20 protein-coding genes and 5 tRNA genes are annotated in these 23,635 nt (G+C 45.6%); 17 read left to right on the top strand and 8 right to left on the bottom strand.

The annotated features are described in order from the left end of the window. Nucleotides 1–5: 5 nt before the first annotated feature. Nucleotides 6–1,457 (bottom strand): aldehyde dehydrogenase family protein, encoded by a 1,452-nt coding sequence (locus NHN17_RS07200; RefSeq protein WP_255041527.1) that lies wholly within the window; start codon nucleotides 1,455–1,457, stop codon nucleotides 6–8. Nucleotides 1,458–1,464: 7 nt separating this feature from the next. Further along, a complete protein-coding gene (locus NHN17_RS07195; protein ID WP_255041526.1) occupies nucleotides 1,465–1,857 on the bottom strand; it encodes a RidA family protein in 393 nt (130 codons plus the stop codon). A gap of 153 nt (nucleotides 1,858–2,010) precedes the next feature. On the opposite strand from NHN17_RS07195, the gene NHN17_RS07190 reads away from it, so the two are divergent. The 3 genes from NHN17_RS07190 to NHN17_RS07180 all read left to right on the top strand — a co-directional run bounded on the left by NHN17_RS07190 (nucleotide 2,011) and on the right by NHN17_RS07180 (nucleotide 4,736). Next, entirely contained in the window at nucleotides 2,011–2,919 is a 909-nt protein-coding gene (locus tag NHN17_RS07190; protein ID WP_255041525.1) for a LysR family transcriptional regulator, read from the top strand. A 218-nt stretch (nucleotides 2,920–3,137) separates the two neighbouring features. Continuing rightward, nucleotides 3,138–4,001, top strand: a complete 864-nt coding sequence (locus tag NHN17_RS07185; RefSeq protein ID WP_255041524.1) for a fructosamine kinase family protein — start codon at nucleotides 3,138–3,140, stop codon at nucleotides 3,999–4,001. 531 nt (nucleotides 4,002–4,532) lie between these two features. Continuing rightward, nucleotides 4,533–4,736: a CPXCG motif-containing cysteine-rich protein gene (locus NHN17_RS07180; RefSeq protein WP_107348212.1), complete on the top strand. Its 204-nt coding sequence runs from the start codon at nucleotides 4,533–4,535 to the stop codon at nucleotides 4,734–4,736. 121 nt (nucleotides 4,737–4,857) lie between these two features. Here NHN17_RS07180 and NHN17_RS07175 read toward each other — a convergent pair whose 3' ends face one another. Next, nucleotides 4,858–5,472 carry a riboflavin synthase subunit alpha gene (locus tag NHN17_RS07175; protein WP_255041522.1) on the bottom strand — a complete coding sequence of 205 codons (615 nt, stop codon included), beginning with the start codon at nucleotides 5,470–5,472 and terminating at the stop codon, nucleotides 4,858–4,860. A gap of 294 nt (nucleotides 5,473–5,766) precedes the next feature. Here NHN17_RS07175 and NHN17_RS07170 point away from each other — a divergent pair, with 294 nt between their 5' ends. The 10 genes from NHN17_RS07170 to NHN17_RS07125 all read left to right on the top strand — a co-directional run bounded on the left by NHN17_RS07170 (nucleotide 5,767) and on the right by NHN17_RS07125 (nucleotide 11,298). Continuing rightward, on the top strand, nucleotides 5,767–7,137 hold the full coding sequence (locus NHN17_RS07170) for an MATE family efflux transporter (RefSeq protein WP_255041520.1): 1,371 nt from the start codon (nucleotides 5,767–5,769) through the stop codon (nucleotides 7,135–7,137). A gap of 99 nt (nucleotides 7,138–7,236) precedes the next feature. Beyond that, nucleotides 7,237–8,340: a DUF3080 domain-containing protein gene (locus tag NHN17_RS07165; protein WP_255041518.1), complete on the top strand. Its 1,104-nt coding sequence runs from the start codon at nucleotides 7,237–7,239 to the stop codon at nucleotides 8,338–8,340. A gap of 113 nt (nucleotides 8,341–8,453) precedes the next feature. Continuing rightward, entirely contained in the window at nucleotides 8,454–8,714 is a 261-nt protein-coding gene (locus tag NHN17_RS07160) for a DUF5062 family protein (RefSeq protein ID WP_255041517.1), read from the top strand. A 67-nt stretch (nucleotides 8,715–8,781) separates the two neighbouring features. Continuing rightward, nucleotides 8,782–9,570 (top strand): ParA family protein, encoded by a 789-nt coding sequence (locus NHN17_RS07155; RefSeq protein ID WP_255041516.1) that lies wholly within the window; start codon nucleotides 8,782–8,784, stop codon nucleotides 9,568–9,570. A gap of 270 nt (nucleotides 9,571–9,840) precedes the next feature. Continuing rightward, nucleotides 9,841–9,917: transfer RNA gene (locus NHN17_RS07150), tRNA-Val, on the top strand. 27 nt (nucleotides 9,918–9,944) lie between these two features. Then, nucleotides 9,945–10,021 (top strand) — tRNA-Val (locus NHN17_RS07145). 20 nt (nucleotides 10,022–10,041) lie between these two features. Continuing rightward, nucleotides 10,042–10,118 (top strand) — tRNA-Val (locus NHN17_RS07140). Nucleotides 10,119–10,152: 34 nt separating this feature from the next. Then, nucleotides 10,153–10,229, top strand: a tRNA-Val gene (locus NHN17_RS07135). A 48-nt stretch (nucleotides 10,230–10,277) separates the two neighbouring features. Next, nucleotides 10,278–10,353, top strand: a tRNA-Val gene (locus tag NHN17_RS07130). Between the two features lie 189 nt (nucleotides 10,354–10,542). Then, complete coding sequence (locus NHN17_RS07125; protein ID WP_255041515.1) at nucleotides 10,543–11,298, top strand: glutathione S-transferase N-terminal domain-containing protein; 756 nt, start codon at nucleotides 10,543–10,545, stop codon at nucleotides 11,296–11,298. 78 nt (nucleotides 11,299–11,376) lie between these two features. Here NHN17_RS07125 and NHN17_RS07120 read toward each other — a convergent pair whose 3' ends face one another. Both NHN17_RS07120 and NHN17_RS07115 read right to left on the bottom strand, forming a co-directional pair. After that, the gene (locus NHN17_RS07120; RefSeq protein ID WP_255041514.1) at nucleotides 11,377–11,715 is read right to left on the bottom strand and encodes a bactofilin family protein; all 339 of its coding nucleotides are present in this window, start codon (nucleotides 11,713–11,715) and stop codon (nucleotides 11,377–11,379) included. An 8-nt stretch (nucleotides 11,716–11,723) separates the two neighbouring features. Next, the gene (locus NHN17_RS07115) at nucleotides 11,724–12,677 is read right to left on the bottom strand and encodes a M23 family metallopeptidase (protein ID WP_255041513.1); all 954 of its coding nucleotides are present in this window, start codon (nucleotides 12,675–12,677) and stop codon (nucleotides 11,724–11,726) included. 197 nt (nucleotides 12,678–12,874) lie between these two features. On the opposite strand from NHN17_RS07115, the gene NHN17_RS07110 reads away from it, so the two are divergent. Next, the gene (locus NHN17_RS07110; RefSeq protein ID WP_255041512.1) at nucleotides 12,875–13,993 is read left to right on the top strand and encodes an efflux RND transporter periplasmic adaptor subunit; all 1,119 of its coding nucleotides are present in this window, start codon (nucleotides 12,875–12,877) and stop codon (nucleotides 13,991–13,993) included. Continuing rightward, nucleotides 13,993–17,232: an efflux RND transporter permease subunit gene (locus NHN17_RS07105; RefSeq protein WP_255041510.1), complete on the top strand. Its 3,240-nt coding sequence runs from the start codon at nucleotides 13,993–13,995 to the stop codon at nucleotides 17,230–17,232. Before NHN17_RS07110 ends, NHN17_RS07105 begins: the two co-directional genes overlap by 1 nt. Nucleotides 17,233–17,402: 170 nt before the next feature. On the opposite strand, the gene cydB is transcribed toward NHN17_RS07105, so the two are convergent. Together cydB and NHN17_RS07095 are read right to left on the bottom strand one after the other, a co-directional pair. Continuing rightward, a complete protein-coding gene (cydB, locus tag NHN17_RS07100; RefSeq protein WP_255041508.1) occupies nucleotides 17,403–18,401 on the bottom strand; it encodes a cytochrome d ubiquinol oxidase subunit II in 999 nt (332 codons plus the stop codon). A gap of 10 nt (nucleotides 18,402–18,411) precedes the next feature. Next, on the bottom strand, nucleotides 18,412–19,815 hold the full coding sequence (locus tag NHN17_RS07095) for a cytochrome ubiquinol oxidase subunit I (protein WP_255041507.1): 1,404 nt from the start codon (nucleotides 19,813–19,815) through the stop codon (nucleotides 18,412–18,414). A gap of 226 nt (nucleotides 19,816–20,041) precedes the next feature. Between NHN17_RS07095 and NHN17_RS07090 the strand changes: the two genes are divergently transcribed. Further along, nucleotides 20,042–21,283 (top strand): NADH:ubiquinone reductase (Na(+)-transporting) subunit B, encoded by a 1,242-nt coding sequence (locus NHN17_RS07090; protein WP_255041505.1) that lies wholly within the window; start codon nucleotides 20,042–20,044, stop codon nucleotides 21,281–21,283. Between the two features lie 67 nt (nucleotides 21,284–21,350). Here the strand turns inward: NHN17_RS07090 and NHN17_RS07085 are convergent, their stop codons facing one another. Further along, nucleotides 21,351–22,040, bottom strand: coding sequence for a GNAT family N-acetyltransferase (locus NHN17_RS07085; RefSeq protein ID WP_255041504.1), 690 nt, complete (start codon nucleotides 22,038–22,040; stop codon nucleotides 21,351–21,353). A 631-nt stretch (nucleotides 22,041–22,671) separates the two neighbouring features. On the opposite strand from NHN17_RS07085, the gene NHN17_RS07080 reads away from it, so the two are divergent. Then, nucleotides 22,672–23,601, top strand: coding sequence for a carbamate kinase (locus tag NHN17_RS07080; protein ID WP_255041502.1), 930 nt, complete (start codon nucleotides 22,672–22,674; stop codon nucleotides 23,599–23,601). The last annotated feature ends 34 nt before the right edge of the window (nucleotides 23,602–23,635 follow it).

Genomic DNA, 23,635 nt, shown 5'->3' with positions numbered 1-23,635 from the left:
ACTCCTTAGTAAGGACGCTGGTACGCCGTTTTCACAACGGTGTAGAACTCTTTGGCATACTGGCCTTGTTCACGAGGGCCAAAACTTGACTGTTTACGGCCACCGAACGGTACGTGATAATCCGTTCCGGCAGTTGGCAAGTTCACCATCGCACAACCGGTTTGGATCTGCTCTTTGAACAATGCGCTGGTGCGCAGGCTTTGGGTGATAATGCCGCCTGTCAGGCCAAAGCGGGTATCGTTAGCGGTTGCAATAGCCTCGTCCAGATCCGATACCTTGATAACACAGGCCATCGGGGCAAAAACTTCTTCTTGATTTACTTCCCAGCTGTTTTGAGTATCGAGGAACAGCGTAGGTGACATATAGTAACCGTCATGTTTCAGGCTCAAACGCTCGCCACCAACAGCTAACTCAGCACCACTTTGTCGGACTGTTTCTACCCAGCCCAAGTTGGCTTCCAGCTGCTTGCTGTCAACCACTGGTCCCATAAAGACACCCTCTTCCAAAGCATGACCCACTTTTAGCTCGCTCATGCGTTTGATTAGCGCCTCTACGTAAGCATCATGAATGCTATCCATCACGACCAAGCGCGATGAGGCCGTGCATTTCTGACCCGCGCCAGAATATGAGCCAGCAATAGTGGCTTCCACAGCGGTATGAATATCGGCATCATCAGCAATGATAAGCGCGTTCTTACTGCCCATCTCTAGCTGACAACGAACAAAGTTCGGCGCAGTAGCAGCAGCCACTTTACGGCCAGTATCCACCGATCCGGTAAAACTCACCGCTTGGATTTGCGTTGAATTAATCAATGTATCGCCGACCTCAGCACCGCTGCCTAATACAAGGTTAAATGTGCCTGCTGGCAGGTCTTGCCGGGCGATGATGTCGGTTAGCGCAACTGCACTGGCCGGGGTCAGATTGGCGGGCTTCCAAATCACGCTGTTACCAAATGCCAAAGCTGGGGCAATTTTCCAAGCCGCTGTCGCTGTCGGGAAGTTCCAAGGTGAAATAATAGCCACAGTCCCCACGGCTTCGCGGGTTACCTCAACAGAAACGCCCGGACGTACAGACGCGGCGTTATCGCCCACCTGACGCAATACTTCTGCGGCATAGTATTGAAAGAACTGACCGGCACGGTAAATTTCACCGCGACCTTCTGCAAAAGGTTTGCCTTCTTCGCTTGAAAGTAAACGCCCTAGCTCATCACAACGGGCAATAAGCTCATCACCAATAGCTTGCAGTACCGCTAACTTACGCTCTAAAGGTGTCTTTTCCCACTCAGGTTGAGCATTGTTGGCCGCAGCAATTGCCTGCAATACCTGTGCTTGACTGGCTTGGGCAAAATACCCCAGGTTCTGGCTAATGTCCGATGGGTTAATGTTAGCCACAGTATGCTGGCCAGATTGCCATTCCCCAGCGATATAGAGAGATTGCTCTGCTTTAATTGTCATCATCACTTCCTTATTCCTTCACTGCGGCGTAAACCACTAGCTCAACTAACATATCTTCCCGTGCCAGCCCGGCGACGACCATGGCAGCACGATTGGGATATGGGGCATTGAAATATTCAGCGTAAAGTTTATTAACTGTGGCGAGATACTCGCGATCCGTCACGTAGATCAGCACCTGTAGCACAGAATCTAACGACTCACCGGCGCACTCCAAGGTGTGAACCAAGTTGTCCAATGTCTGGCGAGTCTGAGCGTCGATCCCTCCTTCAACGACTGCGCCGCTTTGATCTATCGGGATCTGCGCGGTATAGAGTGTTCCATTGTGCGTGATAGCCCACTCAAGCGGCGCTTTCGACGCAAAAAGGGAGGTCTTAACAGCTTGCTTTTCATCTGTACGGATCACATTTAACTCTCTTTGTAATCAAAGTGTTTCAGGCTGGTTAAATCATGCACTACCTACACTGATATATCTAACGGTTAATTTTTTACAATTGATAGATTTTATTTAACACTTGGTTTCAGGCATGATGATTACAGGGCTCAAAAGGAGGCGAGCATGGGAATTAAGCTTCAGCAAATGATCCATTTTGTGATGGTGGTCGAAGAAGGCGGGTTTCGCGCTGCTGCAAAACGCGCAAACAGGTCGCAAGCGGCACTTTCTAGTTCAGTTAAAGAGCTGGAGCGAACGTTGGGGCAAACACTGTTTGAGACCGGTCATAAAGCTCAGCTCACTCCATTCGGTAAAATCTCCTACCCTAAAATCACCCAGTTTCTCAACATTTATAATGATCTTGATAATGATCTAAAAGCCATTGCCTCTGGCCAACAAGGAAAAGTACGGATTGCATGTGTTCCTTCAGTGGCTGCGAAACTCATTCCCAGCGTTTTGGCCACATTTTGTGAACGCTACCCCAAAGTCGAAGTCAGCTTGATAGATGATAATGCCGCTGGTGTCGAAGCCCGGCTACTGGCGGGAGAAGTGGATTTGGCCTTAGGAAATTGCTCGCAATTTGATTATAAAGCGATTTCTTTTACTCCACTGCTCTCAGACCCACTCGGTGTGGTCTGCCTGCAAGACAACCCGTTAGCGAAGTCTGAAGAGGGGATCAGTTGGGAAGCCTTGCTCAAACAACCTTTTATTCGCAATGGAACCTGTACGCTGTTAGAACCCACCCCAGCCCGGGTACTCAGTGAAAAAGCACTCTATTCTGTAGAGAATATTACTTCGTTATTCTCAGTCTTGGAGCTAGGTATCGGTATCACTACCTTGCCCAAGCTGGCCTTCCCGACCAACGAAACCAAGCTTGTCTGGCGACCGCTTATCGACCCACCGCTCAAGCGGAATATAGGTATTTTCCGCCTTAGCGACCGGACTATCTCACCACAGGCGAATGCATTCTATTCGCTTTGCATCGAGTACCTTATGTATACCGGGGAAGCGCTTGATGAATCTCCAACTCAATAAAAGATAAATACATTTCAAGGCCCTTTTACGAATCAGCTAAATACAACAAAGAGGAGTCTTATCAGGTCGTTGAAAAATTAAACCTTGATTTTGGCGCCCGAATTTGTGGCTCGATCTTTAAAACCTTGATAAATACCCAGTTATTTGTTCAATAAATAGACTACTATGTTGAAGAGGCAACGAGCCCAACTGCATATTGATGTGTCGTGGAGGATGCTATGTGGCAAGCAATTTCTCACCAACTTTCTGAGGTATTGGATAGACCGTTCAAAATCAGCGAAAAGGAAGCTCTTGAAGGCGGTGACATTAATGAGTGCTACTGCATCGGAGACGGTAACGAACGTTACTTCGTCAAACTTAACGACCGCGAGCGGCTTGTTACCTTCGAAACAGAAGCAGAAAGCTTAAGGATGCTCAACGAGACGGACTGCATTCAAGTACCGCAGTTTGTCCATCTTGGCGCAAGTAAAGATCGGGCATTTATTGTTCTCAATTATCTACCGACCAAAGTCATTGATAATCAGTCTGCTTATACCCTTGGCGAACAACTGGCGCGTATGCACGCTTGGGGAGAACAAGGGGAATACGGATTTGACCTCGACAACTACATCGGATTAACCCCACAGCCCAACCAATGGTGCCGAAAATGGTGTCGCTTCTTTGCTGAACAACGTATTGCCTGGCAGCTCCAACTCTGCTCCGAAAAAGGCATCGACTTTGGCAATATTGACACGATCACCAGCAAAGTGATCGATCTTCTTGTCCATCACCAGCCTAAACCTTCATTGCTCCATGGTGATCTTTGGCATGGCAATACTGCCCTCACCGTTACTGGACCGATCATTTTTGATCCTGCCAGCTACTGGGGAGATCGTGAATGCGATATCGCTATGACAGAACTATTTGGTGGCTTCCCACCAAGTTTCTACGAAGGGTACCTGTCAGTCTGGCCGTTAGATGATGGTTATGAAGAACGTAAGACACTCTACAACCTGTATCATGTACTCAACCATTGTAATTTGTTTGGTGGCAGCTATATCACCCAAGCTGAGCAAATGATGGAAAAGTTAGGGCTGAGATAACCATCTTTCCGCACTACGCACTAAATATAATATAAAGCTGGATGCAGACACCTGCTCCAGCTTTAAACATTACGCCTAATGGCAGAGTTCGGAGCCGCATCATGAGCTCAGTTCAGGAAAAAGCGGAAAGGAAATGTTATCGACCGAAAACTTAACTCGTTACTCGAAGTAAATAAGCAATTTATTGCATTGTTGTTTATGCATCACATTTTCAAAATGGCGTAAATATAACCACTATAATTTTTGTACCTTTTCACCCAACAGACTCTTACCAAAAATGTACCTGTTCTGACCTAATATTTATTTTTTCAAAAAAAACATAAATTTATCCGTCCAGTCTTTTTTCGATATCGGATCGTTACCTCTTCGTTATTTTCCATAATTTTCTAGCACTTCAAACTTTATAGTTAATTTGAGGCGAAAACGAATGCTTAACGCTAAAGTTAAATCATTGAACTAAACCTGTCGCGTTCACAGGAATGATTGCAACATGGATGCCCATTCTTGTCGTAAGTTTGCAAGGAGTACACAATGAATAACTTTACAGAGCAGACGGTAGCCTGCCCGCATTGCGGCCACAACATCCATATAACCCTTGACGCTAGTGCTGGCAGCCAAGAGTTTTATGATGACTGTCCAGCTTGTTGTCACGCCATTCATCTCAATATGCAAGTTGATGACTTACACAAAACTATCAATTTATTTGTCGATGCCGATGATGAGCAAATATTCTAAATTTTCCTCTCCGGTTAAATTGCAATAAATAAATACCAAGCAACAAAATCCCCCTACTAATAAGTCGGGGGGATTCTCTTTAGAACGGGGCGTTTTTTTTATATATTGTATCTTGGAATATTTATCCTAGACCTCTTTCAGCTAGCACCCTTTCTACTGTGTCGACGATTGCTTGAGTTTGCGGGTCGATTTCAATATTTACTTTAGCGCCTACCTGCTTTACACCAAATAGTGTTCGTTCTAATGTTTCAGGAATTAAGTGCACACAAAAACGATTATCTTCCACCGTTCCAATGGTTAACGAACAACCGTCCAAGCCAATATACCCCTTTCTTAATATATATTTATTGAATGACCTAGGGATTTCAAACCAAATCGTGGTGTTATTTGGCGAGACTTCAATATCAACAATTTGGGTCACAACGTTAATGTGTCCAGACATTGAATGACCACCAATTTCATCACCAAACTTTGCTGCACGCTCAATATTGACACTATCACCAACACTGAGTTCACCAAGATTTGTTACCGCTAACGTTTCTTGCATCAAATCAAAAGAAACATTGTCTCCCTCCAATTGCGTCACGGTCAGACAACAACCGTTATGGGCAACAGATGCACTAATTTCCAAACCTTCTCGCATTTTGCCAAACAAGCGAACAATGTGGGTTTGAAACGCTTCTTTTTTATTGATGGCTATAACTTCGGCTGTACCCTGAACAATTCCGGTAAACATAACAACTCCTGCTGGTAAGCTAACTTCAGCATGTTAACAGTAAACTAACTTGGTAAAAAGTAAGCTAAATTGCACTGTCCGCCATCAAGAGCGCACTCATGCTCTAACAACCGCCAGTACCGCCTGACATGTATCCTTTGCCAAACAGGGCAAGCGCAAAATCACCGACATAAGCTCATGAATTTAGGAATAAAGTAATAATTTTACATATTTTCATTCAATGTGAATTGTGTCGGTCCCCTTTACCGTTATAATTCCCGCGTTGTTTCCCCTCTTATTTTCTGGAGCGCATCTGTGCATAACTACCGGCGTGAAACACGCCATTTACTCAAACTTGCGATTCCCGTACTGATTGCTTCTGTCGCACAAACCTCGATGGGGTTCGTTGATACCGTTATGGCTGGCGGTGTCAGTGCCACAGATATGGCCGCCGTATCTGTGGCTGCGAGTATCTGGCTACCCGCGATTCTATTCGGCGTCGGCTTGCTTATTGCGCTTGTACCTATTGTCGCGACACTGAACGGATCAGGGAAACGTGAGAATATTCCTTTCGAGGTTCAGCATGGCTTCTTACTTGCCGCATTAATCTCTGTTCCGATCATATTAGTGCTCTACAATGCGGGAACCCTCATCGATATGATGGACGTTGAAGAAGCCTTGGCTGAAAAAACCAATGGCTACCTTTTTGCCGTCCTTTTCGCGGTACCAGGCTTTCTTTTCTTCCAGACCCTAAAGAGCTTCACTGAAGGGGTGTCGATGACCGTGCCCGCCATGGTGATCGGATTTATCGGTCTTGCAGCCAATATTCCACTTAACTGGATTTTTGTATATGGTCAATTCGGTGCCCCAGCTTTAGGTGGTGTCGGCTGTGGTGTCGCGACCGCAATTGTCTATTGGCTGATGTTCTTCTCGATGCTGGTGTATATCCGACTGAACAAAAAGTTACGTAATGTCGGCATCTTCGCTCATTGGCACAAACCTGAATTCAAGGCTGTTATTCGCTTATTCCGCTTGGGCTTTCCTGTTGCTGCTTCAATTTTCTTTGAAGTCTCTCTTTTCGCGGCTATCGCATTGCTGATCTCTCCGCTTGGTTCAACCATCGTGGCCGCCCACCAGGTCGCCAGTAACTTTTCATCGCTGATTTTCATGATACCTATGAGTTTAGGGGCTGCACTAAGTATCCGAGTCGGTCATTTATTAGGACGACAAGACTTCACCGAAGCCAAAATCGCCAGTCGCTGCGGTTTGATTGTGGCATTTTGTGTCGCTGCTCTAACAGCAGTACTGACCATTGTATTACGTGAACCTATTGCCCAGATGTACACCAATAACAGCGAAGTCATTTTCATTGCTGGTCAGTTGTTGTTCCTCGCAGCTATTTATCAATGTACAGATGCCATCCAAGTTGTTGCTGCGGGCGCACTGAGAGGCTATAAGGATATGCGTGCCATATTTATTCGTACATTTATTGCTTACTGGATCCTAGGGCTGCCAATTGGCTATGTACTAGGTATGACGGATTGGCTTGTTGAACCCATGGGGCCACACGGTTTCTGGATCGGTAATATTGTAGGCTTAACCTCAGCAGCAATTATGCTTGCATCCCGTATGTTTTGGGTGCAAAAACAAGATAAAGATGCACAACTTCAGATGTCGTTGCAATAAGCAATAAGGCACTTCAAGTTCAATAATTAAGGGCGGTCTATGGTCGCCTTTTTGTTTTGCTGCGTATACTTATCATACTCTTTGTACTGATTAGCTAGCATGCAGACACGGCTTACATTTACACACATATCTCTATTTTTATCCCTTTGGCAACCGGCCCATCGAGTATGTTGTCGTTATGGTTTCGTACTGCTTATTCTTGTTTTAGTTGGATGTGAACCCAATACCACAATACGAAGCTTCGAAACCTATACCACCAGGTTAGCCAACGTCCTTGATACCTCACCGGTTACCATTAACATTAATGGCAGTGATCTCAACGCTTTTCCTGAGCCTCGCGAGTTATTACTGCCTATCGAAGATATTCGAATTGATCTACTGGATGCTTACGAGCTAAGGAAGTGTGGATTATTTCATTTAATTGCCGAGCGTAACTCTATCCTCGGCAAGGTGCAGGACAAAACGCGTCAACTTCGCTACGAACTCATACTCTTAAGTGGTCTCAACCACTGCCAAAAAGTACTGCCTGAAAACTCAGACGTTCTCCCTCTACTGGAAGGTTTTAAGCTGCAGAAGCAAACCCAAATTAGTAACTACCTCTGGAATATGCTCACCACAGAAAAAGAGTGGCGGCAGCAACTAACAATACATCGGTCTCCCTTTGAACATGATGCTTTCTACGGGTTCGATGAGAGCATGAGCGCGTTTAACTATTTAACGTTTATCCAACAACATATCCGTGCAGATACCAGTATTGAAGAGAAACAAGCTGATAGGCTGATACATCACCAAGAGCAACTCCACACCCACCATTATTTTGGTCAACTGATGTACTCAATGCACCTCTCTACATTGTGGCTAGAAGCGATTACCGGCATGCTCGAACAGAATGAAACAACACTCATCTGTGGACCAAACCGTAACCAGCAAAAAGCCGAATACATGAGCAATGTTTTCTACACGTTCTTCATCAACGAAATTCAACCGTATCTTGCTGAACTTGATTCCCAGTACAGACAAATTTCGCCCGCCTTGATCAAGCTTCTCTCCCCCGCCCCCTCTGAGAGCAGCACATTAACTTTATATTATGAGCAATACCTCGGCAGCAGTTTACACGAACACTTTAGACTGGCGACGCTTCAACATGTTGAATTCTGGAAACGAACGTTCAAACGCTGCAACATCAAAATCGGCGTTCGTTAGTTTACGCTCTTTATATAAATTCACAGACTTAGTGCAAAGAAATGTCCTGTATTGCTATAAATGCAAGTCAACAGGCTCTAAGATGAAACGATAAATATCTGAAGGAGCCTAACATGAAGAAAAACAAAAACGACCCAAAGCTTTTGAAAAAAGCACTAGAGCTAGGCATGTCCTTTGCTAAAAAACAAGGGTTTGATGATCTAGACAAGTCTGTTTCATCGAAAGATAAAGTCGAATGTGTTTACCGCTTACTGGTTGAATTCAAGCAAATCACACCGCTTCCTGAAGACAAAGTAGATGGTCCGAACATGAAACATAAGCTCATATTGTGGATTTCTCGACTGTTACCGCCTGATCATGAGTTGCTACAATAAGCATTGCAGCTCATATTAGGCTAATGTATTCTTTTTCCAAATTGTTACCAAGGTAGGTTTAAGCATTATGCGTCGTGTTGTCTTCAATCAAAAAGGTGGGGTGGGAAAATCCAGCATTTCAGCCAACCTCGCTGCCATCAGTGCCGCTAAAGGCTATAAAACACTGCTGATCGACTTAGATGTTCAGGGAAATAGTAGCCATTACCTCGGTTTTGATATCAATGCCGACAACGACAATAATATTGCTGAATTGCTCAACCAAACCGTCGGATGGTTCTCTGTTTCAACGCCGATCAAATCCTATCCGCAACCTACTTCCTTCGAAAATTTAGATATAATTCCATCCAGTCCAAAGTTGGAAAAAATCGAATCTGAGCTGGAACGTCGCTACAAAATATACAAGCTGCGTGATGCCCTAGACGAATTGGAAAAGGAATATGATCGTATTTATATTGATACGCCACCAAATTTGAATTTTTTCAGTAAGGCCGCTTTAATTGGTGCTCATAAGCTATTGATTCCATTTGACTGCGACAGTTTTTCACAGCAAGCTCTAATGACCTTGCTCAACAATGTGTCGGAACTACGCGACGACCATAACCCCAAACTTGAGGTTGAAGGTGTTATTGTCAATATGTTCAATTCACAAGCGAAGTTTCCGGCAAAAATCATTGAAGATCTGAAGGACATTGGTTTACCTATTCTGGAGCCTTACCTGCCGTTGTCGATTAAAATGAAAGAATCCCATTACCACCAACAGCCATTAATTCACTTATTGCCTAATCATAAGCTCAGCCAATCGTTCATCGACCTATTCGCAACGCTGGAGCATACGGAAAAGGCCACAGTCAGTTAAGTACTCTTTTTATTGGGTAATATCACAGTTAAGCCAGCATTCGTCACTGCTATGACATGCTGGCTTAACTGTATCCATAACTATTCGCTGAGCGTCCCATTGAATTAAAGTGATTGAAATCACACTTTTATTCCCAATTACGGTGAAAATTAATCCGCCGCGCTCAAAGCATAAGCAAACAGTCACCATAACTTAAAAAAGCCTGCTCAAAGGCTTGCACGAGGGATCATCAATCGCTAATATGCTCCTCGTTCTCTGAGAGAACATAGTACGACCGTAGCTCAGCTGGTTAGAGCACCACCTTGACATGGTGGGGGTCGGTGGTTCGAATCCACTCGGTCGTACCAACTTCTAGTTTTACTAGAACGCAATATGCGCCTGTAGCTCAGCTGGTTAGAGCACCACCTTGACATGGTGGGGGTCGGTGGTTCGAATCCACTCAGACGCACCATCTTCTTTTGAAGATACAGTACGACCGTAGCTCAGCTGGTTAGAGCACCACCTTGACATGGTGGGGGTCGGTGGTTCGAATCCACTCGGTCGTACCAACTTCTTACTTAACCACTAAGAAGAACAAAATTTGGGTCCGTAGCTCAGTTGGTTAGAGTACTACCTTGACATGGTAGGGGTCGGCGATTCGAGTTCGCCCGGACCCACCAAATTCCAGTAAACGCACTACCTCATTTGAGGATCCCAAGCGTTTATTCGGGTGATTAGCTCAGTTGGGAGAGCACCTCCCTTACAAGGAGGGGGTCACTGGTTCGAGCCCGGTATCGCCCACCACTTTCTTTTCGTAAGAAGCAAAAGCCTGCTCATTGAGCAGGCTTTTTTGCGTTAGACTTATCTACCCTTCCAGTATTTCAATGCCTTAATTGCATTAAATATGCAATATTAGTCACTGACTATAATCGATTTTAATGCTTAAAATGGCAGATGGGAATTATGCCCTTCTTCTACAGGGATTGTAGGTAAATGAATCATCTTTTAAATGTTACAAGTTCACTCCTTGCTTCTACTTACCGATGTTGGCACGGGACAGTTGCAGATAAGAAAACCGAGCAGCCAGAGCAAACACTGATGCTGTTTGACCAAGAGAATGATGCCGAATGCCGACAGGTACGCGAAGCACTAACCCAGCTAAACTTAGATATTCTCATTGTACCCTGCCCAAAGGGCGGTAAAAATTTAGCGTCACTACAATCCGAATACGGTGATATTCGCCTTCCTCTTTTTGTCGATAACAACCAATCAAAAGCGATGTATGGAGCGCAATCAATACTCACCTATTTAAACCGCTACTACGGCAACGTAAGCGTGTCGACGTCTTTACTGGGAAAAGTGACCAACCAACTGAGTTCGACCATGGCGACAACAGTACGATTGAGGTCAGGGGTTAACGCTCGCCCCTCTTATCAACCTGAGCTTCCACTAATTTTATATAGTTTTGAATCAAGTCCATTCGCAAGACTAGTTCGTGAAAAACTCTGCGTACTGGAACTAACTTATATTTTGATTAATATTGGCAAGCAGCAGATCTCCGACATGGGGCCGGCCAACATGCGATGGAGCCTAAAACCTTATCATCCCCTTCCTAATACCAAACGGGATGAATTCTTTAAGCTATACGGCAACGTACAGGTCCCCTTCTTGATGGATCCCAACACCAATAAGGCCATGTTCGAGTCGAAAGACATTGTGGGGTATCTTGAACAGACATATGAGCGATAATAAAGAAGCTGTGAAGTTCCCTTCACGGCCTCATTGAAATAACTGGATTAAAGCTTCTCATGGACAGTGGTTTGCTTGCTACTGTGCCTTTTTCAATTTTTGCTCAGTTACCGGTTTTTCCTTTTTGTCATCGGTCTTCGCTTTCGGGGTAAACTCGACGACATGCTGGGTTTCTGCCGGGAATGTCGTACCAAAGAACTTACCACCGCGATCAATACTCAAGTTATCACAGTAAATGCTGCCTGATACGACACCTTTATCCAAAATCTCGATGGAATTAGCATGGCAGATACCTTCTACCTGACCATTAACGATAATCTTATCAGCCCACACCTCTCCTTTGATTCGGCCAGTGCGGCTGACAACCAGGCTTTTTTCCAGCTTCATTGTGCCATCAATTATCCCGTCAACCTGCATATCACAACTTAGTTTGAGTTCGCCTTGGATGTCACATCCCGCTGCGATGACAGTTGTAATTGTTTGCTGACCTGCTGCTCCACTTTCTTTATTAAAGATGCCCATTGAATATTTCTCTCTTTTTCAAAAATATGTTCAAAGTTATCCAAGCTCCAATCGACGAACGGCCGAGGGTTCAATGCCCGTCCAACGAAGCGTATTTCGTAATGCAAATGCGGCCCAGATGACAAACCTGAATTACCGGAGTACGCAATAAGATCACCTTTATTAACGAATTCACCGGACTTCACAGCAAATTTGTGTAAATGGGAATAAGACGACGAAAAGCCAAAAGTATGCTGAAGGCGAAGGAAGTTACCTGAACCTTCATTACTCGGACGTATTGTTTCGACTACCCCGTCAGCCGGTGCATAAATCGGCGTGCCGGTATTAACCGCAAAATCCAACCCGCGGTGCAGCGTTCTTCGACCCGTGATAGGGTGAGTCCGATAACCATATTGAGAGGACTGCCTCACATTTCCCACCGGGGACCCATTAGGTAACCCCTCGAGAATGGTAACCCGGACGGCTGAATTGATGGCTGCAACATCCAAACGCTGTTCAATTTCTTTGGCTTCAACAGTCACATCAACACCTAACAAGGTTTCGAGTTCGCGAAGCCTATCCGAAACCCCACTCAACCGATTTTCACGAGCATCCAAATCCGCTTCGAGGTCAAATTTTAGCGTGTTCAGTTGATCAAGCTCTTCAGTCAACGATGATGACCGGGCTTCCAATTCCATTTGTTTATATTTCGCATCATCGGCTTCAGATTTTAAATACATCATCCAACCAACCGTCGTCACAGTAATCGTCACAACAGTAATGGCCAACCAACGCAGGTTACGTTGAGCCATATTACTCAGTTGAAAATGTTTTGACCCGTGGATCGAGGAAACCGATATCGTGATTTGTTCCTTCATAGAGAGACCGCTTTTGATAAATCACTTTTTTTGTAAGCGACCGACGTACTATTTTTATTAAGCGACTCAGTTCAAATTCTTCAAATTAACATTCGAGCCGTTTATTGTTAGTATGCAATTGACTGTTGTTAAAGCGCTTTTGGTTACCCATTTTTAACAATGTATACTAATAATTTGATTACTAGGGACGGTAACAGATGACATCAATCAAGGCACTTTTTCGGCGTAAACCTTGGATAATCTCCGCATTGATTTTGTTCGGACTAAGCCTTTGGTTGTTCAGTGGCCACCAGCTCCATCCCGATGAAACACCTGAATCCCAAGCAGCAAAAGACAATGCATCCACTCCACCGCCATTGGCCAAGGTGGTCACCGAACAGTTTACGGTGCAGCCTGTCACTCGTACTCTTTCGCTATACGGGCGTACTGCCCCTAACCGCAAGGCCACCCTAGGTGCAGAAGTTGCCGGCAAAGTTGATAATTTATTAATACGTAAAGGACAACGTGTTAAAACCGGTCAACCCCTGATCCAACTCGATAAGGCAGACCGAGAGCTTCAACTTGCTCGTGCTAATGCCATTCTTAAAGTCAGAAATCAGGAATTCAATGCGTCAAAATCACTGAAAAAGCGTGGCCTGCAGGGCGAGGTGGCCTTTAGTCAGGCCGAAGCCAACCTGATTGAAGCCAAAGCACAAGTCAGAAGCTTGGAACTTGCATTGGCCAATACCGAAATCTATGCTCCTTTCGATGGCGTCATTGAGCTGCTCTATATTGAAAAAGGCGACTACTTAGGTGTTGGTGATCCCATCATTTCAATTGTTGATTTAGACCCGCTGGTAATCAGCGCCGATGTCAGCGAGCGTCACATCGATAAAATCTACAAAAGCCAGCAGGCTGAAGTCAAACTGGTTACCGGTTTTGCCGCAACAGGTACCCTCAGTTTTCGCGGTGCAGTTGCCAGCGAGTCAACCAATACCTACCCTATCGAGGTAGAGATCAGTAATCCAGAGATGACACTGACGGCAGGTTCCAGTGCCAACCTCGAATTGATTTTAGCGACCGAGTCTGCAATCAAAATTACACCTTCCATGCTGGCGCTGGATGAAGCTGGTAACCTTGGGATCAAAACCTTAGCTGCTGACGATAAAGTACATTTCGTGCCTATTTCAATCGTCAAAGTTGAGCCTGATGGTGTCTGGCTTGGCGGTACTGAGAATACCGTAGAAGTCATCACTACAGGCCAAGGATTTGTCAGGGATGGCGATACTGTCATACCTGTTCGACACAATTCAGTTGACCTTGGCGGGAGTGAATAATGTTTGCCATTATTGACGCAGCGATAAATCGCTCACGCACCATACTCACCTTGCTCGTTCTGATCTTATTGGCAGGAGTCATCACATACCGAATCATTCCTAAAGAGTCCAACCCGGATATCACGATTCCAGTTATTTACGTCTCTGTCGGCCATCAGGGGATTAGTCCTGTTGATGCAGAACGCCTGTTAGTGAGGCCACTGGAAAAAGAGCTACGCTCTATCGAAGGGGTCAAGGAAATGAGCGCCATCGCCTCTGAAGGCCATGCCTCAGTAACCCTTGAGTTTATTGTGGGCTCAGATATCAATGTTGCCCTGACTGATGTTCGCGAGGCGGTTGATCTCGCTAAAACCAGACTGCCCGACGATGCCGACGAGCCGACGGTTAATGAAGTGACTCTAGCCAGCTATGAACCCGTGCTATCACTGGTACTCTACGGCACCGTACCAGAGCGGACCACGATTCAGATTGCACGTGAACTGCAAGACAAGTTGGAAAGTTTCAAGCAAGTCCTTGAGGTGGATATCGCCGGGGATCGGGAAGATGTTGTTGAAGTGATTGTCGAGCCGCTATTGATGGAGAGCTACGGCCTTGACCAAGAAGATGTCTTTAACTTGGTTGCCCGTAATAACCGCGTGGTAGCAGCAGGGTTTGTCGATACCGGATATGGTCGATTTTCGGTCAAGGTTCCTTCAGTATTCGATTCGTTGAAAGATATTCTTGAACTGCCGATAAAGGTGGATGGCAACAAAGTCGTGACCTTCAGCGATGTCGCCACAATACGCCGTGCTTATCGTGATCCTGACAGCTTTGCTCGCCTCAATGGTGATACTGCCGTCGTGCTTGATGTCAAAAAACGCGCTGGCGAAAATATCATCGAGACCGTCAGCGTCGTCAAGGCGGTTGTCGAGGAAGCAAAGAAAAGGGATGAGTGGCCGGATAACCTGTTGGTGGAGTATACCCTCGACCAATCTGAAGATGTCAACACCATGCTCAACGATCTTCAGAACAACATTATGTCGGCCATTATCTTGGTTGTCATTGTGATTTTGGCCATTTTAGGGACTCGTACCGCCTTCTTAGTCGGTGTGTCTATTCCCGGCGCTTTCCTTACCGGTTTATTAATGCTGGCCGTTAGCGGCATCACAGTTAACATGATAGTCCTCTTTGCGCTTATTATGGCTGTCGGCATGCTGGTAGACGGTGCCATTGTCGTCACCGAATATGCTGACCGAAAAATGCAGGAGGGAACCGGACGCAGGCAAGCTTACCGAGAAGCCGCCAAGCGCATGGCCTGGCCAATTACCGCCTCGACAGCAACTACCCTCGCCGCTTTTGCGCCATTGCTATTTTGGCCAGATACTACCGGGGAGTTCATGCGTTACTTACCACTGACTTTAATTGCGACCTTATCGGCATCATTATTGATGGCACTACTCTTCGTACCGGTTTTGGGGAGCGTTGTCGGTAAACCGCAGTACACCACAAAGGCTGAACAACAACGGAAAATCGCCCTAGAAAAAGGCGACTTTAGCCAAGCAAAAGGGCTCACCAAGCTTTACCTTTCGAGCTTGGCCATTGCCATTAAACACCCAATTAAAATACTAATTGCCGCCTGTCTTTTTGCCATTGCTGTTGGTGTTGCCTACAGCAAGGCCGGGTTAGGTGTCGTCTTCTTTCCTGAGGTTGATCCACCCCACTTTACCATCAAAGCTCGCTCCCATGGTGACTTGTCTATCTATGAAAAAGATGTGCTAATGAGCCAAATAGAGCAGCGAATTATGGGTACCGAGGGGATTAAAAGTGTCTATACCCGAACGGGAGGCAGCAATGAAATCGGCCAAATCCAGCTCAACCCGATGGATTGGCAAGACCGCCGCCCCATCAAAGACATCATTGCTGAAATGCGGGAAAAAACAGCCGATATTGCCGGTATAGAGCTCGAGTTTAAATTTCCGCAAGCCGGTCCGCCTAGCGAGCATGATGTCATCATTGAAGTGTCCGGTAACAATACCGACGACATGAATGATGCTGTTCGCCAAGTCCGTTACTGGCTTGAGTCGCACCAAGCTTTCACCAATATCTCTGATTCTGCGGATAAAGAGGGGATAGACTGGGAAATCAATATCAACCGTGATGACGCCGCCCGCTTTGGCGGGGACGCAACCTTGGTGGGTAATACTGTTCAGTTTGTCACAAACGGACTCAAAATCGGTGACTTCCTGCCCGATGACACCGATGAAGAAGTCGATATTCTTGTTCGATACCCAGTAGACAAGCGTGATATTGGCCGCTTTGATGAACTGAGGGTCAAAACACGGTATGGTATGGTTCCAATTACCAACTTTGCCAGTATTACTCCCTCTCCGAAACAAGGCACCATCAACCGCCTTGATGGCAAGCGAGTCATTGAAGTTATGGCCGATATGGCAACGGGTTACAACTTAAGCTTACAATTGCCCGTCATTAACTCGGCTATCGCAGAAATGCCCCTCGCCAAGGGAACACAGGTTATCGTTAGAGGTCAGAATGAAGATCAAGAGAAGTCTTCTGCCTTCCTACAAAATGCCTTTTTGGTCGCACTTGCAGTGATGGGACTGATATTGGTTACCCAGTTCAATAGCTTCTATCAAGCACTGCTGATACTTAGCGCAGTCTTGTTTTCCACTGTTGGTGTCTTCCTTGGGCTACTTATTTTCCAACGCCCCTTTGGCATCATTATGTCAGGTATCGGAGTCATTTCATTAGCGGGAATTGTGGTCAACAACAATATCGTACTGATTGATACTTATAACCAGTTGCGTCATAGCGGATTGGATAAAATCACCGCCATCATGCACACTGGCACACAACGTTTACGCCCTGTTATGCTAACCACAATTACCACTATTTTAGGCCTGTTGCCTATGGTGCTTGAAATGAACATTGACTTAATTAACCGATTAGTCGAGTTTGGTGCTCCTAGCACTCAGTGGTGGTCACAGTTAGCAACGGCTGTCTCTGGGGGCCTTGCCTTTGCCACTCTATTGACATTGATACTCACCCCATGCCTGCTCATGCTAGGGAGAGACCATAAACAACGGTTAGATGAACGCGACGCAATAGCACCGCAAAAAGACGACCAATCCCAAATGGTTGATCCCGAAGATGTGGTTGAGAAACATTTAGGTAACGTTTTTTCTCCACCACCAATGCCAGTAACAAGTGCAACGTCTAACGAGTTAGATAGGCATAGCTAAGTGCAGTGAACCGCTTAAGAGAATAAGAAAGCCGCCAGCTTGGCGGCTTTCGGAGAACGCTCTCTAACCTAATGCCCACTTAATTGCAGCAGCAAGCAAACTAACAGCCAAGATGCCACCAAGGTAAAGCACCACAAACCACAACCATCTTTTGAAGCACGGATTGATCATTAGTGGTACCCCTCATCTTCTTTCAGCTTGCCTCTGAATACCCAGTATGAATAAGCCGTGTAAGCAATGATCAATGGCAACAAGAACACTGCGCCACTGAGCAAGAATTTCAAACTGGTATCTGGCGCTGCGGCATCAGCATATGTTATGGCATGAGGAACAATGTATGGATAAGTACTGACTCCAAACCCTAGGAATGCCAAGAAGAACAAACCAAGCACCACCAAGTAAGCCTGCACGGGCTTATGCTCCATTAAGTCTTTAAATAATAAATAAACCAGAAAGGCTGAACAGCCTGGTATCAATAAAAATAGCAGTGCTTGAGGGAAACTAAACCACCGGTCAGCTATAACTTCGTTGCCCAATGGTAGCCATAAACTGAGGATCCCAACCATCACGACCATGATCAGCGCACACCGCTTGGCAATCACATAAAATCGCTGATACATGCCTTCTGGCATCTTTATCAGCAACCAGCATGCGCCCAACAAGGTATATGCCGCAATGGTGACAAAACCACAATACACACTGAACGGTGTAAACCAGTCGAACCAGCCACCGCTATATGCACGGCCTGTAACTTCAACCCCTTGAAGCAACGTACCGAGGATCATTCCCTGGGTAAATGTCGCAATCAGCGAGCCGAGGAAAAACGAACTGTCCCACAAGAACTGACCGCGCTTGGTTCTAAAACGGTATTCAAAGGCGACACCTCTGAAAATCAAACCGAGCAACATCATGATGAGCGGCGCATACAAAGCTGGCATTGCTACCGCATAAGCCAAAGGAAATACCGCAAAAAGACCACCACCGCCAAGGACAAGCCAAGTCTCATTGCCATCCCAAACCGGGGCGATGCTGTTCATCATCAAATCCCGCTCTTTGGTGGACTCTGCAGAGATAAACAGAATACCGATACCTAAATCGAAACCATCAAGGATGACATAAGCAAATACAGCAAATGCAATGAGGATGTACCAAATTAATGCGTAATCCATAACCGAACCCTCACATATTCAATTTGTTAGAAGCAGCCAATGATTGCTTCTCGTTGTCTTCATCCCCAACATCAGGAAGGCTCGCTGTAGGCGGTAGAACATACTTGGTCGGAGGTTTGCGCATTAAGCGAAGTAAGTAAAAAATACCGGCGCCAAATACCGAGAAGTAAACCACCACAAACGCAGCGACAGAAACACTAACCGCCGCCGCATTCACAGGAGAAATAGAATCAGCTGTTCTTAGCAGACCATAAACTGTATAAGGCTGCCGCCCCACCTCAGTGGTTATCCAACCACACAGCAAGGCAATAAACCCTGTTGGTGCCATCGCGACACAACAACGATGGAACAAGGTATGGTAATAGAGCTCTCCTTTTTTGCGTAGCCACAAGCTGTAAAGCCCTATCGCCAACATCATAAAGCCTAAGCCAACCATGATCCTAAAGCTCCAGAACACAATAGAAACTGGTGGGTGCTCATCGTCTGGAAAAGCATCCAACCCTTTCACTTCACCATTCCATTCATGGGTTAATATCAGGCTACCCAAATGTGGGATAGCAACCTTGTAATCAACTTCTTTCGTTTCTTCGTTAGGTAATCCAAACAAAATCAATGGCGCGCCTTGCTGGGTTTCAAAATGCCCTTCCATTGCCGCCACTTTTGCCGGCTGATGTTCTAACGTATTCAAACCGTGCAAATCACCCACCACAATCTGGATCGGTGTGACGATTGCCGCCATCCATAACGCCATGGAAAACATGGTTCTCGCTAAATGATTATTCTGCGAACGCAGTAGATGGTATGCGCCTACACCGCCGACCACAAAAGCCGTCGTCAAGAAAGCAGCAAGAACCATGTGTACAAGCCGGTATGGGAACGACGGATTAAACACCACCGCCCACCAATCTTCGGGAATGAACTGCCCAAGTTCATTCATTGAATATCCGGCAGGTGTCTGCATCCAACTGTTGACAGAAAGGATCCAAAACGCCGACATCAAGGTTCCGATAGCCACAATCACTGTCGCCATAAAATGCAGTTTCTTGCCGACCCGGTTCATACCGAACAACATGACACCCAAGAAACCCGCTTCCAGGAAAAATGCAGTGAAAACCTCATAACCCATGAGTGGCCCAAGAATTGGGCCGGTTTTATCGGAAAAGACACTCCAATTGGTGCCAAATTGGTAGCTCATGACGATACCGCTAACAACCCCCATCCCGAAACTGATAGCAAAAATTTTTATCCAGTATTGATACAGCTCGATATATTTGTGTTTACCGGTCTTGAGGTACAACCCTTCTAATACAGCAAGGTAACTGGCGAGTCCGATAGTAAAAGCAGGAAAAATAATATGGAACGAGACTGTGAACGCAAACTGAAATCTAGCGAGATCGACCGCGAGTTCATTCATGGATTCTCCTTAGTACCTATTCTGAAAGCTTGTTACCGAATAAGCAGGGCTACGGAAATAATGAAAATAATGCCTTTTGTTTTACGCGTTGCTTAACAGTATGGTTCATCTTGCTCAGCACGTAAGGTGCGTTATAGTTAGATCATTGCTAATCGAATTTGCCACTCAGCCCGTAGCAGTAGTTATGCTGGCATCCACCTTGCCAGCTATTCGTGAGGGCTAAACAATGAGTCTAAAATCGACACTAGAGAAACTTGAACACGTCTTTGAGCCAGGAGGCAAATACCAAAAGTGGTTCCCGCTCTATGAAGCATTCGCAACCTTGCTTTACACACCGGGACAAGTGACCCAACGATCTACCCATGTCAAAGACAGTATCGACCTCAAGCGGATCATGATTATGGTCTGGCTGGCTGTTTTTCCTGCCATGTTCTGGGGGATGTACAATGTGGGGCAACAAACTGTTATTGCCCTCAACAGCTTATATACTCAGCAAGAGATCCAGCAACTGATCAGTGAGAATTGGCAGTACTCCGCGACACTTGCTCTCGGTGGCAGTCTTGCCGATTCTGCCGGTTGGGCCAGTAATATGCTTCTTGGGGCATTCTACTTTTTACCACTCTATATCATTGTGTTCATTGTTGGTGGCTTCTGGGAAGTCTTGTTTGCCATCGTGCGAAAGCATGAAATCAACGAGGGCTTCTTTGTCTCTTCCATCTTATTCGCTCTCATCTTGCCACCAACGTTACCCTTGTGGCAGGCCGCACTGGGGATCACGTTCGGGATAGTTGTCGCCAAGGAAGTGTTCGGCGGCACAGGCCGAAACTTTCTTAACCCTGCACTAGCTGGTCGAGCATTCTTGTATTTTGCGTATCCGGCTGAGATCTCCGGGGGGATGGTCTGGACCGCAGCAGATGGTTACACCGGAGCAACCGCATTGAGCCAATGGGCCGAGAGTGGTTCAACCGCAATGGTGCACAATGCAACAGGGGAAGCGATCACTTGGATGGATGCGTTTGTCGGCAATATTCCAGGCTCCATTGGTGAGGTTTCTACTCTGTTCCTACTACTTGGTGGCTTGATGATCATGCTGATGGGGATTGCTTCTTGGCGCATCGTCACCGGGGTTATGGTGGGGATGATAGTCACCGCAACACTACTCAATCTTGTTGGCTCTGATACCAACCCCATGTTTGACATGCCGTTCTGGTGGCATCTGGTATTGGGTGGCTTCGCATTCGGGATGTTTTTCATGGCCACCGACCCCGTTTCGGCAGCATTTACCAACAATGGTAAATGGGCATACGGGATCCTCATCGGTGTCATGACGGTGTTTATCCGAGTTGTAAACCCCGCCTACCCAGAAGGCATCATGTTAGCCATTTTGTTTGCCAACCTGTTTGCCCCGTTGTTTGATAATTTGGTTTCTCGATCCAATGCCAAACGACGATTGAGTCGCCATAATTAGCACACTGCTAAGCTTGAATTGCTGTCATATTGTCTTCCCCTAGCAATGCATTGATAGGTGAAAGGCTTTAAGCCAGGCAATCAACAAAGATCATGGGTTCCTGATAGCGGACAGGGACCCCCTCTTCGATCAAGTCGTCAATGACATCATCGGCCATTTCTACAAACGACTCACTGAGTAAATCGCAAATCGCTTCACCACCTTGAGTGATTGCCAACGCAGAGAACCAGAGTTTCAATTGAATAGATCGCTGTGCCAACTTTCGGAACAAGTCATCACAATCCGTTCGGGCAATATTGATAATTAACTCGCACAAGCAAGTCGCAAGCCCTAGTTCCCGAAACGCCTTTTTCACATAAATACTATGCAAGGTCAGTTCATAGAACAACTCGGTCGATTTACGTGGATTTTTATAGTCTTCCAAACATCGGCTAAATGTTGCCACTGCAACAATTTCACCTTGGGCATAAACTTCCAAGGCAACATCGCTCACGTCATCAGACTGGCGATTATGCTGTTGATTATTTAATGAGGCTGTCATCTGATTTTCTTCAATCACAGCCTGTACCTGATGATAATCATCATCTAAGCAATTAACCTCTTTTGTTAACTGAGACAAAGGTTTAATCGCTAACTGCCAATCTTGTTTTGGTAACGATGGCGTAATACCTAGCATCGCTAATTCAGCCGTAGTAAGTAGCGCTAAGTTCAAGGGGTCAGGATGGGGAGGTGAAGATGAGCCGCGTAAAAATTCCATGTGAAAACTCCCTGACATTTTTCAAAACCGGATTGTACCAAAACACCTTCAAACCACGTCTCTTCAATTAAATATCTGTGATCCACATTTCACTATGTAGGCGTAGAGTGGCACATATTTCAACAATATCGTCTCAGGCTTGATTCAGCATTAACTCGAAATAAATAGGGAAAGAACTAAAAGAGAAAAAATCGACGTCTTCCATGATTACGTCACATCCAACAGTGCTTTGATGAAATCTAAAGAAAGGGTAATAAAAACCACCCCCAGCTGATTACAAGTTTGAAACAAAATATACACGTACACCATAGACAGAAACTCACTTTCGCTTTTAAGCCAGCATTTGACATGTGAGGTTGATAGCAATTTTTGACAATTATTTCACGGAAAATTTATTCTATTTTTATCAAAACCTATACCGCATATAGCAATATAAATATGAAGTACATTTTAATTATTGGATAAATAATCATAATAAGCTTACAACCATAAAAATTTATCTAATAAAGATAACAATAAAACCGGATAATTATCACAGTTAGAAATACATAATTCTCTTAACCTATTTTCATGCTTTAACCAAAGTAAACCACAAAAAATAAAACAAAGAATATTTAATGGAGATACGATCATGCGCATAGTTCTAGCACTCGGCGGTAATGCTCTATTGGCTCGTGGCCAAGCCCTAACAGCAGAAAATCAGAGAATCAATATTCAAAAAGCAGCAGCCAGCATTGCTGCTATTGCCACCGATAATGAAGTCGTCATCGTACATGGTAACGGCCCTCAGGTTGGCCTACTAATGGAACAAAACAGCGCTTATCAAGAGTATTCCCCAGAAACGACCCCTTACCCTATGGATGTTCTAGGCTCTCAAACCTGCGGCATGGTAGGTTACATGCTTCAGCAAGAGCTACGTAATATCGATGCCAACTTATCTGTCGCGACGCTAGTTACACAGACCGAAGTCAGCAAAGATGATCCAGCTTTTGCAAACCCAACGAAGTTTGTCGGCCCGGTTTACACCGAAGAAAGCGCCAAAGAGATCATGGCTGTTAGTAACAAGCAATTCAAAGCCGACGGCCAATACTTCCGCCGTGTTGTGCCATCGCCAATGCCGAAAGCCATTATCGAGCAACAGCAAATTGAAACCTTGCTAACAAGCGGTAATGTGGTTATCGCTTGCGGTGGTGGCGGCGTGCCAGTGTGCCGTGAAGAAGGACGAATGGAAGGCGTAGAGTGTGTTATCGACAAAGATCTAACCGCTGAACTGCTGGCTGAAACCATCAATGCTGACTTGTTTGTCATTTTAACCGACGGGTCAATTTACCGTAATTACGGTAAAGAAGATCAAGCTGAGATGAAAGTTGCTACACCTGAAGGCCTGTCTCACTTCAACTTTCCAGCAGGCTCTATGAGTCCCAAAGTGGATGCTGTGTGTCAGTTCGTCAACAGCGGCCGTGGTAATGCCGCTATCGGATCTCTGTTCGAGCTTGATAAGATCTTAACCAACGAAGCTGGTACCTTGGTCAAAGCAGGCGAAGGCATCGAGTACTACTAAACTGAACCGCGTATAAGTCTTATAAACTAAGCCT

Source organism: Photobacterium pectinilyticum, assembly GCF_024357955.1.
GTDB classification, from domain to species: Bacteria; Pseudomonadota; Gammaproteobacteria; order Enterobacterales; family Vibrionaceae; genus Photobacterium; species Photobacterium pectinilyticum.
Note: the sequence above shows the minus strand (reverse complement) of the source record. Positions and strands in the feature narration are given on the sequence as shown.

Bases quoted from the DNA above. Each gene is read 5' to 3' on its own strand.
- NHN17_RS07105 (WP_255041510.1), top strand. From the start codon at position 13,993: ATGTTTGCCATTATTGACGCAGCGATAAATCGCTCACGCACCATACTC.
- NHN17_RS07190 (WP_255041525.1), top strand. From the start codon at position 2,011: ATGGGAATTAAGCTTCAGCAAATGATCCATTTTGTGATGGTGGTCGAA.
- NHN17_RS07175 (WP_255041522.1), bottom strand. From the start codon at position 5,472: ATGTTTACCGGAATTGTTCAGGGTACAGCCGAAGTTATAGCCATCAAT.
- NHN17_RS07085 (WP_255041504.1), bottom strand. From the start codon at position 22,040: ATGGAATTTTTACGCGGCTCATCTTCACCTCCCCATCCTGACCCCTTG.
- NHN17_RS07155 (WP_255041516.1), top strand. From the start codon at position 8,782: ATGCGTCGTGTTGTCTTCAATCAAAAAGGTGGGGTGGGAAAATCCAGC.
- NHN17_RS07160 (WP_255041517.1), top strand. From the start codon at position 8,454: ATGAAGAAAAACAAAAACGACCCAAAGCTTTTGAAAAAAGCACTAGAG.
- cydB (WP_255041508.1), bottom strand. From the start codon at position 18,401: ATGGATTACGCATTAATTTGGTACATCCTCATTGCATTTGCTGTATTT.
- NHN17_RS07120 (WP_255041514.1), bottom strand. From the start codon at position 11,715: ATGCAGGTTGACGGGATAATTGATGGCACAATGAAGCTGGAAAAAAGC.
- NHN17_RS07125 (WP_255041515.1), top strand. From the start codon at position 10,543: ATGAATCATCTTTTAAATGTTACAAGTTCACTCCTTGCTTCTACTTAC.
- NHN17_RS07185 (WP_255041524.1), top strand. From the start codon at position 3,138: ATGTGGCAAGCAATTTCTCACCAACTTTCTGAGGTATTGGATAGACCG.
- NHN17_RS07115 (WP_255041513.1), bottom strand. From the start codon at position 12,677: ATGAAGGAACAAATCACGATATCGGTTTCCTCGATCCACGGGTCAAAA.
- NHN17_RS07165 (WP_255041518.1), top strand. From the start codon at position 7,237: ATGCAGACACGGCTTACATTTACACACATATCTCTATTTTTATCCCTT.
- NHN17_RS07090 (WP_255041505.1), top strand. From the start codon at position 20,042: ATGAGTCTAAAATCGACACTAGAGAAACTTGAACACGTCTTTGAGCCA.
- NHN17_RS07080 (WP_255041502.1), top strand. From the start codon at position 22,672: ATGCGCATAGTTCTAGCACTCGGCGGTAATGCTCTATTGGCTCGTGGC.
- NHN17_RS07110 (WP_255041512.1), top strand. From the start codon at position 12,875: ATGACATCAATCAAGGCACTTTTTCGGCGTAAACCTTGGATAATCTCC.
- NHN17_RS07200 (WP_255041527.1), bottom strand. From the start codon at position 1,457: ATGATGACAATTAAAGCAGAGCAATCTCTCTATATCGCTGGGGAATGG.
- NHN17_RS07180 (WP_107348212.1), top strand. From the start codon at position 4,533: ATGAATAACTTTACAGAGCAGACGGTAGCCTGCCCGCATTGCGGCCAC.
- NHN17_RS07095 (WP_255041507.1), bottom strand. From the start codon at position 19,815: ATGAATGAACTCGCGGTCGATCTCGCTAGATTTCAGTTTGCGTTCACA.